Consider the following 12604-nt stretch of genomic DNA (forward strand, 5'->3'; position numbering starts at 1 on the left):
GTCAAAAGAAATCTAGTGTGAGGTGAAAACCATTGGTGCAACAACTAGAAATTCAGCAAAATTCGTCGATGCGGGCAATCCAGAGAGTACTGGAGAGTTTAAGCAAATACCGATGGACTTCATTCGGTGCGATCACTAGTCTATTACTATTAACAGTGGCAAATGCTCTGACTCCCCAATTATTCCGCTGGGGAATTGATCAAGGCATTGGCCAGCAAAACTTACAAATAGTAATGTACAGTGCAGCTTGGATGGTTGTAGCAGCGATCGCTCGTGGTGTATTTAACTTTGGTCAAAGCTATTTGGCAGAAGCCGCTTCTCAAGGTGTCGCCTATGACTTACGCAACAAAATTTTCAGCAAAATTCAACATCTGAGTTTTAGCTATCATGATCAGTCCCAGACTTCCCAACTTTTAACCCGTGTCACCAGTGACATTGAACAAATCCGCACATTTGTCGGTACAAGCTTAATTCAAGTCATTGGCGCATTAGTAACATTGGTGACTATTGCCGTCATTTTACTAGTGATGAACTGGCAACTAGCTTTAATTACCTTATCGGTAGTTCCAGTCACAGCATGGTTGATGGCAAGATTCGTCAGCAGAAATAACCGACTGTTTGGGCAAATCCAAGAGCAATTAGGCAATCTCAATGCTGTCTTGCAAGAAAATTTGTTGGGGATACGAGTAGTCAAAGCCTTTGTGCGGGAGTCTGCCGAAACATCGCGTTACACAACGCTCAATGATGGCCTCATCACCGCCAACATGCAGACAATTCGTGCCATTCGCAATACCTTCCCCTTTATCTTTTTACTGAGTAATTTGGTGACACTGGCAGTTTTTGGCTATGGGGGTGTGCAGGTAATTGGTCGTAGCTTCTCCGTTGGGGAATTAGTGGCGTTTAATTCCTACTTAGTATTAATTTTTCAACCAGTATTATTAATTGGCTTTGCGGCCCCGGCGATCGCCCAAGCAGCAGCCTCGGCGACACGAGTTTTTGAGGTAGTAGATGCAGCAGTTGAGATCCGCGATCGCCCCAATGCTACAACATTTGAAACTTGCGGCGGCAGAATTACCTTTGAAAACGTCTGTTTTCGCTATCCAGGAGCCACAACCGCAGCCTTAAAAAATGTTTCCTTTGAAACCAAACCCAAAGAGCTAATTGCTGTTCTTGGCATGACAGGTTCCGGCAAAAGCACAATTATGAACTTGATCCCGCGCTTTTATGATGTGACTGGGGGAGCAATTTTAATTGACGGGCGGGATGTGCGGGATTTTACACTCCAAAGTCTGAGATCACACATCGGCATTGTATTTCAGGAAACCACCTTATTCTCTGGTACTATCCGCGAGAATATCGCCTACGCTAAACCCAATGCCACCTTAGAGCAGGTAATTGAAGTAGCGAAAACAGCCCAAATTCATGATTTTATTACCAGCTTGCCCGATGGTTACGACACAATCGTCGGTGAACGCGGCGTAGGTTTATCTGGAGGACAAAAACAACGCATAGCGATCGCCCGTACCTTACTCACCGATTACAGTATTCTAATTTTGGATGATAGTACCTCTGCGGTTGATGCCAAAACCGCTGCCCAAATTCAAGCTGAACTCGATGATTTAATGCGGCAAAAAGCTTGTGTCACCTTTGTTGTGGCGCAACGCATCAGTACCGTCAAGAATGCCGATCGCATTTTGTTAATCGATAAAGGAGAATTGGTAGCCCAAGGAACCCATGAGGAATTGATGCAAACTAGTCCGTTCTATGGTGCGATTTTGGAATCTCAAATCAAGCAGAAAGAACCTACGTCTTCAACAGTGTAGACATCCACTGAATATCTGCATCACTTAATGGTGGTGGAGGCGGGGGTTGGGTATAGTCTATCGATAAATCATACCCAGCCTCGTCGTAGATAGCATTGAGGGCGGCTTGCAACTCTAGTACCGCATCGGGGTCGCCTTCACCCAAAGGAATAGGTATAGTCGGGAGAGGATCTTGTAAAGTCACAGGCCATACATCGATTAGTCCAGAGTGCGATCGCGTTAAAGTAATTAAGTAGGGAACATCTGGCAGGCGCGGGTGATTAAATGGTCGATTTCCCCGACGCAGCAAGTCAATTTCAATCAGATGGACGTTGGCATTATATAAACGTTGGCGTTTCTTGCGGTAGTCAGTAATATTTGGTTCGCGTTTGTTGACGGGGGAGAGGATTTCGATACAACTTACCAGGACGTTGTTGGCTGTATCTCGAATTTCGACTGTTGGGATGCGGACTTCGATTGGTTGGATAACTGGTAAGGTTAGGGGTGCGGGAGTTATGGCAATATTCGATGTGGGGTGAGCAAGATTTGAATCGCGGCGTTGTTTGATTTGCAATACCTCGACATCGGGGTACAAAATACCGATTTCACTTGTTGGAGAAATATCTTCGACAACGTATATCTCCAGCCGCGCAACATATTTGGGACGCAGTTGTGGCGCGAGGAAGGCACGAATTTTACTAGCAAGGGCGTTATGTACGTCACTCCATAAATAGCCTTCAAGATATGGGTTCATGCCAGGGAACGGGGAAGGCATTTGACAACCTCGCTTGACTGCACCTTTATTTTAGAACTTGGTAGGAGAAAATTTTGGCATTGCATATCTGTGTCATAATTTTACTTACTGTGTCGAATAAAACAGAAATCATACCAATTTAAAAAATAGTTGCGACACATAACTTGACTTTAAACCAGCCGCAGACAGCAACTCCCAATCCAAACTCCAAAATCCGAAATCCAAAATTCTTATGAGAGGTACAGCCCCAATTGTTGCATCCGAGCAACAGGCAACTCAACAACTCTCAACGTTACGTCGCTTTTTACAATATCTGCGACCCTATCGCAAAGAAATTCCTATTGCCTTGACATTAGTCTTGATTGGTGCATCAACTCAGGCGTTCGGGCCGTTCTTACTGGGGTGGTCAATTGATCATCTCATTGCCAAAGGGAATTTGCCCGGTTTACTACTGCTTTTAGGGCTACTAGCACTAATCTACGTGTTTGGTATTTGGGCAACCCGTGGACAAATTATTCGTGTCGGCTGGATTATGCAGCGATTGCTGGCGCAACTGCGGCAAGATATTTTTCTGAAAATCCAGAGTCTACCACTCAGTTTTTTTGACCGCAGTGAAGCGGGCGATTTGATGAGCCGTTTGCTGAATGATGTTAATACTGTAAATCAGGCATTTGGACAAACGATCGCCCAAATGTTAGGTAACATTTTCAGTTTGGTCGGCATTGCTATTGCTATGCTCTCGATTAATCTCAAACTTGGCTTGTTGAGCAACTTAGTTGTGCCACTGATGATTTTTACCACCAGCTTATTTGCCCGTTGGGCAAGAGCTAGATTTCGCATCACACGCCAAACAATTGGCGACCTTTCCGCCAAGTTAGAAGAAGATATTAGCAGTGTACGCGAAGCCCAAGCATTTAATCGCGTACACATCAACATTCAAGAATTCGACATTCTCAACGCCGCCAATCGTGATGCTAATGTCGGGGCGGTGGCTATTACTGCGGCCTTTTTACCGTCAATTGATTTTCTTAACACCCTCGCAACCGCAGGCGTACTAGCTTATGGTGGTTATCTTGCTGTTACTGGAGCTGCAACAGTTGGTGTGGTGACATCGTTTTTACTGTACGTGCAGCAATTTTTCCGTCCCATCCAAATTCTCAGCCAGTTTTACACCCAAGCACAATCAGCCTTTGCTGGTCTAGAGCGAATTTTTTTGCTGTTAGATGAACCAGCATCACTCCAAGACGCACCGGATGCTGAAGAAATGCCACCTATTCAAGGTGAGGTGAGATTTGAGAATGTCACCTTTGGCTATAACCCAGAGCAACTGGTTCTCAAAGGGGTGAATTTACACGCTCGTCCGGGAGAGATGATTGCAATAGTAGGGCCGACAGGTTCCGGTAAAACGACAATCATTAATTTGATATTGCGTTTTTACGATGTGTCTGGTGGTGCAGTCAAAATTGATAACATTGATGTGCGTAGTGTCACTCAAGCTAGTTTGCGCCGTCAGATTGGCATTGTTTTGCAAGATAATATTTTGTTTAGTGGAACTGTAGCTGAAAATATTGCTTTTGGCGCTCCCTACGCCAGCCAAGCCGAGATTGAAAGTGCAGCAAAATTGGCAAATGTGCATGAATTCATCACCTCACTATCACAAGGTTACGCCACACAACTAGGTGAACGAGGTGCGCCTCTAAGTCAGGGACAGCGACAACTGATTAGTATTGCCCGTGCAGTGTTGATTAATCCCAAAATTTTGATTTTAGATGAGGCAACCAGTAGTATTGATACTCGTACAGAAGCATTAGTACAAAGTGCGATCGCGTGTTTGTTACAAGGTCGAACCAGTTTTGTGATTGCTCACCGTCTCAGCACAGTGACTCAAGCTGATCAGGTGTTAGTAATTCAGCAAGGGCAAATTGTAGAACAAGGTACTCATACAGAACTCATGGCTCAGCAAGGAGTCTATGCCAATCTCTATAGTCTTCAGTTGGGTGCTAGTTAACACTTAGGTTCAATTGTCAGCAAGGTTAACGCACGGTTTAAGTATCCAACCAGTAGCCAGGTGAAATGAAGATTAGTTGACTACAGCGAGTCAGTATTTCAGTTAATACCGAGTTGCTATCAAAGATAGTAATTTGGGCTGGGAGTAGCGAGTAGGGAGTAACAATAATTATGTCTGAACGCGACTTAGTAGAACTTATAGTATCAGTGTTCTGGATTCATATCATGTCCACTTGATATGACGCACAGAACTAACCATAGTAGATGTAGATACTACAAGATTATTCCCATTCTTGAAATTCATTGTTGGTGTTGCGCAGTAGGCTATTCAGTTGGGTGCGGTGAGTTTCAAAGTTAGCAGCGATATAAATCAGTAAAATGCCAACTAACAAACCAACAATCCATTTTAAAAATGGGTAACGTAAGCTGAAAATTACTAATTGATAGATGCTGGTAATAATAAAAGTGGCTGTACCAACATAAAGAAAAGCCCGAATTTTCAAAGCTAATCCGGCAAAAATCGCAATCAGGCTGAAAATTCCGGGGACGACGACTGTATTTTGATGAAATAAAACTGCCCAGCCACAAATTAAACTAATACCTATAAGCCGTAAAGCGTGGCGAGATGCTTTATAGTCTGGTGATTTGAGTTGGGGATCGACTTGGGCAATGTATAACAGTGATAATCCAATTGCTGTGACGTACCACAAAGCATCAGTGAGATTTAACTGGTATAACCAGCCCAAAAGCGCCCAGTCAATTAAGGCAATACTAATATACGTGACGCGGATATTTTTACTCACCTTGGCTAAGATGAAATAAAATCCAGCCGCGATTAGTAAAGTAATTGGGTAAACTTGCAGTCTGGTTTCCCACAAAATGATCAATGGCAGAATGTATGCCGCAAGTTGCCACGGTTTTTTTGACCAACCCCAACTTTCCCAGGGTAGGCTGTATAAGAAATATGCTATCAAACAAGCGATCGCACCATTCCAAGGTATTAAAGGCCCGGCTAACCACTGTCCGACTGCGGTTTCTCGCCAGTAAACTCGCATCCCAATTACTTGTAATAAGCCGAGGTAAACCCACATTTCTTCTGTGGTAATTCTGCCAAAAACACGTGGCAAATTAGAAGTACCTCGTCCTTGGAAGATGGCATACATAATTAATAATCCCCCTGTACCCAACCCTACAAGGCGGTTAGCTTGAATTGGGAGGGTAATGGCAGCCATTAATAGTACACTACTCCAAGCCCAGTGTAGATGAGCGATGCCTTTGATTTCTGCTAGGGAAAGGCGTAGGTATTGGCTCAACCAAGGTGCTAATCTGCTATAAACTAGCATGATGCTTGCACCTAAAGCTGACATAGCAATTAAACCATCGCCTAAACTACCACCTCTAGCTTGGGACATTTGATAAAACAATAATTCATAGGCAGAAATTGATACGCCAATAATGCCGAAGTACAGCAAAGGTTTGAAGTCTGGGTGTCGTCTACCTACACCGATGACAATTAACGCGACACCCAAGGTAAATAAACCTGTCCACTCGGTGAAAGTATTTAAACGCAGTAAAACACTCAATGCGCCATAGATTAATGGCAAAATATGCAAACTGCTGGGAAGTCTTTCTGGTTGATATTTTCGTCGCCACCATTCGCCTAAAAGTTGGGTGAATAAACCTAAAGCGATGTTAGCGATCGCAACCCTAATTATAGAACGTTCGCCAAAGCCCAACACCTCGGCAATGAATAATTCCACACACCAAGCAATGCCGTAAAATGCCCAATTTGTGGGTTCTCGCCAACTACGATAAGCAATGGCTACTAAAGTTAATGCACTTGCTACTAAATACCATAATCCTGGGGCAACGGTGGCATCATAAACTAAGTATGAGTGTAGAGTCAGGGTTGATAATACTGCACAACATAAAACGATCGCCCATTTATCACTAGCTTCTGCATATATACCTGCTAATTCATGGTTGCGTTGTTGCAGGATTTTCCGCATTAACCATAAACTAAAAGTAGCGATCGCACCAACTACTAACCAGCCTGCTATAGCGAGGTGAGGTAAACCTGGTATACCTTCCCATAACAAGGCTGCGACAAAACTTAATCCCAAACCAATGGTAAATGCGGCAGATCCTTCATTTCTTAAATAGCGGGTGTTGAGATACATCACAGCTGTACCTACCGCCAAGCCGATGAATCTAGTTTGCGGGAGAATTATAGTTAAGAATTGCGCCGCGAATACAGTTAACAGACTCAAGAAACTTCTAATAAAGCGGGGTTGTGCTGTGGTGCGACTAGCTAAAAACGTCAAAGATAAAGGTGTAATTAACCAAATCACTCCCCAAGGTTGTTGGTTAACAGCTGCATCCCAAAATAAAACAAAACTGAGGATAGATAATCCTAACCCGAAGTGCCAAGCACTACGCGCCCATACACCACTACCAAGACTAAATCCCCATTCTGCCACCATCACAACAGACACAACACTTGCCCAGAGGTAATTAGGGAGATTTGGGAAGAACCAATCAATGGTTGAGAAAAGTGCCAGTATGCCGATGAAGTGAGTTAGGTATATTAAAGGTGTGGAAGATGGCGAACGGCGTTTGCTGACAACAACCAGAGTAATGGTAGAAAAAATTAGATTTAGCGATCGCAAGATAGGATTGATTGTGGCAATGAAAGTTAAAAAACTGCCGAACATCAGTGCTAATGCTTCGCCAAACTTCGCCAAATCTCCTTTTTCGGCATGACGTAAGCGATCGCAAAACCATACCATAAATATTAGGTAAGGAAATAATGCCACACTCAGCAACGCCCAAGGTTCATTTTGTGATTGAGTGAGATTAGTGGCAATTGCGATCGTCCATTTTTGCATTCCTGGTGGGACTAATCGCCAACTTAGCCAAATTGACTGTAAGCCGATAACAAACAGCGCCGCTAAATCAACCTGAAGGCTATATCTCTGCAAACGCTGACTGACATACCACAAAGCCAAACCACTCACAGCCAAAGCTTGCCCAGGATAATCGATTACCGAAACAGCCCAACCGAAGAATAGTAAAATACTTCCCAAGATTTCCCAAGCAGGGTGAAGTGTTGAGTGCTGAGTGCTGAGTGCTGAGTGCTGAGTGTTAGATACCTCTGCCTCCTGCCTGCTGCCTCCCGCCTCTTGCTGTACTAACCAAGTAATCAACCAACCACAGATACCAATTGCTAACCCTAGTTGTGTGACATTTACCCCAGCGACAAAAATTGCCCGTGACAGCAGTAATATCAGCGAATAAACAATGACGGTGGCAAATAAACTGAGTTGATTTGCAGTGGTGGTTCGTTGTTGACGATGAATGTGATAGACAGTAAGTATAGTTGTGCCAATCATCGCCGCATACACAGCAATTAAGGGAAAAACTGTGATTTTCCAACCCCAATGTAAATAACTCAGCGCCAGAATATTGATTAACGGTAACTTCCTGGTGCGAGAGTTGGGAAAAACTGTACGATTATTGCAGAGTAAAACTGTAATGATGGTCAGGATAGGGGCAGCGATCGCAACTGTCAACCAGTTAAGCGGATTTTGCCACAACCCGAAACTATCCATTGCCCAAAAATTCACAGGCACGAGAAATAAGGTGACAATCAACAAAGTCTGAGTTGTTAATCTCAGATTCTCTTGTCTCCCAGTCCAGAAGCTTAAACCCCAAAAAGTTAAAGTATAAGCAAATAAAACACCGTACTGTCCCGCTGCGGGAAATCTTTCCCACTGACTCGCTGCTAATACGCCAGAGGATAAGACTACTAAAAATACTCCTAAGAAAAGTAGCCAGCGAACACTTAATTCTTCCCCCAGAGATTGCAACATCCTCGTTACAAAATTGGGTTGAGAAGGTTTTTTGGGCTGTGCTGGCGAATAAGCGATTAATGGTTTTTCTGATTGTGTCGCAGTTACAACCGCTACCTGTGGTTCCGGTGAGACTTGCGGCTGTAACACCACTGTACACGTGAGATATTCTCGACACAGCTGCTTAACTTGGGCATCAGAAATCAAACCTAAGCGTAGCCACAAATCTAATCCTTCCAATAATTGCGGATGGGAGGATGGTAGCGTCAGGTGAATTTTTAACGGGCGCTCTGGAGATGATGACATAAGCAGCAGCCGTGTAGGTATATACTTAAATCTTGAATTGGGTAAAGTATATCTTGGCTCAACTTGTGCCAGTTCGGGGAGCGATCGTCAGAATGTTTTAAGATAAGTGCGATGAACCTCTCCCCAACCCCTCTCCGACGCAGAAAGGGGCAGAAGTATTTCGCGTTTCAAAGCCTCTCTCCGTTTCGGGGAGAGGTTTGGAGAGGGGTTCTTATATCCAATGCACAAAACTGCAACTTTTAACTCTTCTATTTCTGAAACTGGCACATTAACCAAGCGCAAACTTCAGATTGAGTCATTTCACGGCTACGGCGTAAGGCTTCTTCTAAAATTGCAATTACCAACCCAGGCAAAACTTGCGATTCTTGAATACGTTTACTCCCCTGATCTGCCATAGTATATGCAATGATTTGGGCATTCTGCACATCTACTACCCAATATTCAGCAACACCTAATTCTTCGTAGAGAGAGCGTTTTGTTCCCAAGTCATCAAGCAGAGAATTTTCCGCAATCTCAATCACTAAATCTGGTGGTGGGTAGCTGTCAAGGTTGACAATTCCTGTACCACTTGGGATGCTTTGGGCGCGTTCCCTGAGATAATATGCCACATCAGGCTGACAATCCTGAACTCCAGTCTTCCGAAAGGTGGTAGTGTCTAAACCTGTAGCTAAAATTCCTCTCAGTGTGGCAAATAGAGTCACTGCAAATATAAGTATCACATGATCTTGACCATGATCAAAACTAACTGGTGGCATTTCCAGTCTCATGTATCCTTTGTAATAATAACTTTTCGCCTTATCAGTCTGTAGTTCAGCAAGCGTTTGTAAATATTCTTGCCAAGAAGCAGGAAGCCATGTGTCTGTGGGTAACTGGGTTTGAGTTTCACTCATTGTCTAACCCTTTTGCCATCAAGCTATATCTTTTGTAACTCACATTCCGAGTTTTTTGCTTGACACTTTGACATCTGAACAGGGCGAACGCACGGTTTTTCTGAAACCCTTACTGTATAAGGATATTGAGCAAAAAATAGGCTAAATTATAAAACGCCAAAACCCTTGCTATTAAAAGATTCTTGTACTTTAGATGCGTTTGCCCTGGACATCTGAAGTCGGATGTTTGAGTTCGGAAGGTGAAGATTCAAGTTCTGAAGTCGGAATTTCGAGTTCAGAAGTGCAACGTTGATGTTCGGAAGGTGAAACTTCGAGTTCGGAAGGGGAAGTTTCGAGATTTTTGCTCGGATGTTGGTGTTCTGAGGTCAAAATTTTGTGTTCAGAAGTAAAACTTCCGAGTTCTGAAGTTGAATGATGGTGTTCGGAAGGCAAGTTGTTGGTAGTAATCAAATCTCGTCTCTTCCTGAATTGTGTAAAGTCAAAACTAAATGTAGCTTGGGTGAAGCCCAAAATTTGATATACAGAATAAAGTGGGGTGTAGACAAGCCAAATGCTACTTGTTAGTTTGGAGCAGATATATTTATTAGTACTGAAGCGTTATGTCGCTTAACGTTAGTCGAGCTGATGACAATATTTTGCATTTTATCAAGGAGTATCTTCAGTCAAGAGGACTCCTCAAACAAGACTTCGTTTCAGAGCAAGGAGGAAAGATAGTTGAATATTGGAGCGAGGAGCAGTTTTGGCAAGATGTGATTCTTTCTAAGAAAATATACGAAACTTGTCAGGTAAAGCTTAAAAAATTTTTCTTAACCCAATGGATTCCAAGATCGCCAGGTCAGTATTACTCCTCAGAAGCTCAACAGTGTCGTGATATGGCTGGAAACTCCATCATATTTCAAAGTAAAAATCACATAGTTTTTGATCCTTATGGTAAAAATGAAATGGTTAAGGGTGGCGTTGGATGTTTAAGGTTAGCCCAAAAGCAGGTAGGAAACGAAACTCTACACTTTTTATGTGCAACTTCTTCTGGAGTTAGTCATAAAGGTTTAATAGTTGCCTTACGAGAAAATTTATACGCAAAGATAATCGGGGACATAGAGCGATTTGGAGGAGTCTGTTGCGATATTGTCGGACAAATTCGCTACTGGTCAAGTGAAGATATGTTGCCAACATGTACTCCTAGACACATTCCCAGAATGTATCTCTACGTTAAAAAACTTGTTCCTTTACCAAGGGCTGAGTTTAATAATTTTGATGTAACTGCGGCAGTTTTATTCCGAGGAACTGTAGAACAGAAAAAAGGTACGTTTTTTGTGTATTCCCATTTTAATCCAGCAAAACGCCATAGTCTTGATTACACAATTGAGCAATGCGTTGACTGGATGGAAAAAAGCTATGTTCAAGGGCTATATGGCGGCAAGATTTTGACTGATTTTGATGAGGTAGCTCCTCGCTTTGAAGATGTATCTTTTCCTGTCAAAGCGTTGATGAATCCTGATACAGATGCTTTAAAAGTATGTGATATGTGTTCAAAGCTATATGACAAGCAATCTTTTATTGATAAAGACTTAGTAGAGATTCTTGTGAATCAAATTGTCACAGAAAAATCGGCAGGAACAAATATTACCATCGTTGGAGAATTAAGTATGAATAATGGGGATACATACAATGTTGGTCAGGCTGGATCTGTAGGAAAATATGCCAGATCTGATAACAATACCTTCTTCCAGTCTGAGCAAAATAAGACGTTAGCTGATGCAGCAGCGGAAATTCAGGAACTGCTCAAAAAATTAGAGCAAACAAATCCAACTGCTACTGAGGATGAGCAAATTGCCTATATCAATGATGAAACGAAGCCTAGCTTTAAGCGCCGTGTAGTTGGTGCGCTACAGGCTACCGGGGAAGCTGCAATTGATGAGTTTATTTTAGAAAACAAGTATCTGAAAGTTGCTAAAGCAGCTATAAAAGGCTGGCTACAATCAGGTAGTTAAGTATCTGAGTATTGCCAGCCGCATAACAAGAGTGAGCAATGATGAATATTGATGATTTTATTGATATGGTCGCCTTCTTAATTTGACCTCGCGCTTTTTACTATGATTAAAATAGCTTCTGATTAAAAATCCTTATGGCAGCAGCATCTAGCCACGAACCAGCAATAATTCGGACAGAACGTGGATTGACGATCGCAGGAACACGCATCACACTTTACGACGTGATAGATTACCTCAAGGCTCAGTATCCACCAAAGCTGATTCGTGAGAAGCTTGGTCTTAACGATGAGCAGATTCATTCAGCTCTAGCGTACATTGAAACCCATCACGTTGAAGTTGAGGCAGAATACCAAGAAGGTCTGCAAACGGCAGAGGAAATTCGCGAATATTGGGAAGAGCGAAATCGAGAACACTTTGCAAAAATCGCAGCAATGCCCCCTAAATCTGGACAGGAAGCCCTGCGTGCAAAACTGCAAGCCTGGAAAGCCCGCATTGAAGCCCAGTCATGAACTTTCTGATTGACTACAACTTGACAGGCGATGCTGTTTTATTCTGGGGAACACTCTCGGCTGAAGGATGGCTTGATTTGTTACCCATCCGCTTTTTTACGTTTCAGGAAGTTGGGTTGCCGATGGATAGTAGCGATCGAGTTGTTTGGCAATTTGCTCAAACCAACCAGATGATTTTGATTACAGCAAATCGAAATATGAAGGGAGATGATTCTCTGGAACAGACAATACGTGAGGAAAATACACCAACTTCCCTACCAATTTTGACAATTGGAAACCCTGATAGACTTGATGAGCGTAACTATCGGCAAAAGTGTGCTACTCGCCTAATTGAGATTGTGTTTGATATAGAAAACTATCTAGGAGTCGGTCGAGTTTTTATTCCGTAAAGCTGAGTGATGAGCTTTTTTTAGATAAAATACTGGTGCGTAGGCGTAGGTAGGGTCGAGGTGTGCATTACTGCATCACCCCTCCCATCCGAAACCGTGCGTGCG

The 12604-nt window shown here is 43.0% G+C and carries 9 protein-coding genes; 5 read left to right on the plus strand and 4 right to left on the minus strand.

What is annotated here, in order from left to right:
• Window positions 1-68 precede the first annotated feature (68 nt).
• Window positions 69-1823 (plus strand): ABC transporter ATP-binding protein, encoded by a 1755-nt coding sequence (locus ACMX3D_RS05815; protein ID WP_482752282.1) that lies wholly within the window; start codon window positions 69-71, stop codon window positions 1821-1823.
• Here the strand turns inward: ACMX3D_RS05815 and ACMX3D_RS05820 are convergent.
• Window positions 1804-2577, minus strand: a complete 774-nt coding sequence (locus ACMX3D_RS05820; RefSeq protein ID WP_482750503.1) for a DUF4058 family protein — start codon at window positions 2575-2577, stop codon at window positions 1804-1806. The two genes, ACMX3D_RS05815 and ACMX3D_RS05820, sit on opposite strands and share 20 nt — an antisense overlap.
• Window positions 2578-2788: 211 nt before the next feature.
• On the opposite strand from ACMX3D_RS05820, the gene ACMX3D_RS05825 reads away from it, so the two are divergent.
• Window positions 2789-4564 carry an ABC transporter ATP-binding protein gene (locus ACMX3D_RS05825; RefSeq protein ID WP_482750504.1) on the plus strand — a complete coding sequence of 592 codons (1776 nt, stop codon included), beginning with the start codon at window positions 2789-2791 and terminating at the stop codon, window positions 4562-4564.
• Window positions 4565-4844: 280 nt separating this feature from the next.
• Here the strand turns inward: ACMX3D_RS05825 and ACMX3D_RS05830 are convergent, their stop codons facing one another.
• The 3 genes from ACMX3D_RS05830 to ACMX3D_RS05840 all read right to left on the minus strand — a co-directional run bounded on the left by ACMX3D_RS05830 (window position 4845) and on the right by ACMX3D_RS05840 (window position 10060).
• On the minus strand, window positions 4845-8720 hold the full coding sequence (locus ACMX3D_RS05830) for a DUF2157 domain-containing protein (protein WP_482750505.1): 3876 nt from the start codon (window positions 8718-8720) through the stop codon (window positions 4845-4847).
• A 248-nt stretch (window positions 8721-8968) separates the two neighbouring features.
• On the minus strand, window positions 8969-9610 hold the full coding sequence (locus tag ACMX3D_RS05835; RefSeq protein WP_482750506.1) for a Uma2 family endonuclease: 642 nt from the start codon (window positions 9608-9610) through the stop codon (window positions 8969-8971).
• Between the two features lie 189 nt (window positions 9611-9799).
• Window positions 9800-10060, minus strand: a complete 261-nt coding sequence (locus ACMX3D_RS05840) for a hypothetical protein (protein ID WP_482750507.1) — start codon at window positions 10058-10060, stop codon at window positions 9800-9802.
• A 149-nt stretch (window positions 10061-10209) separates the two neighbouring features.
• On the opposite strand from ACMX3D_RS05840, the gene ACMX3D_RS05845 reads away from it, so the two are divergent.
• The 3 genes from ACMX3D_RS05845 to ACMX3D_RS05855 all read left to right on the plus strand — a co-directional run bounded on the left by ACMX3D_RS05845 (window position 10210) and on the right by ACMX3D_RS05855 (window position 12499).
• A complete protein-coding gene (locus ACMX3D_RS05845; protein ID WP_482750508.1) occupies window positions 10210-11601 on the plus strand; it encodes a hypothetical protein in 1392 nt (463 codons plus the stop codon).
• A gap of 134 nt (window positions 11602-11735) precedes the next feature.
• The gene (locus tag ACMX3D_RS05850; protein WP_482750509.1) at window positions 11736-12110 is read left to right on the plus strand and encodes a DUF433 domain-containing protein; all 375 of its coding nucleotides are present in this window, start codon (window positions 11736-11738) and stop codon (window positions 12108-12110) included.
• A complete protein-coding gene (locus tag ACMX3D_RS05855; protein WP_482750510.1) occupies window positions 12107-12499 on the plus strand; it encodes a DUF5615 family PIN-like protein in 393 nt (130 codons plus the stop codon). The genes ACMX3D_RS05850 and ACMX3D_RS05855 overlap by 4 nt, the downstream gene beginning before the upstream one ends.
• Window positions 12500-12604: the final 105 nt, after the last annotated feature.

The organism is Anabaena sp. TISTR 8404, from assembly GCF_056847745.1.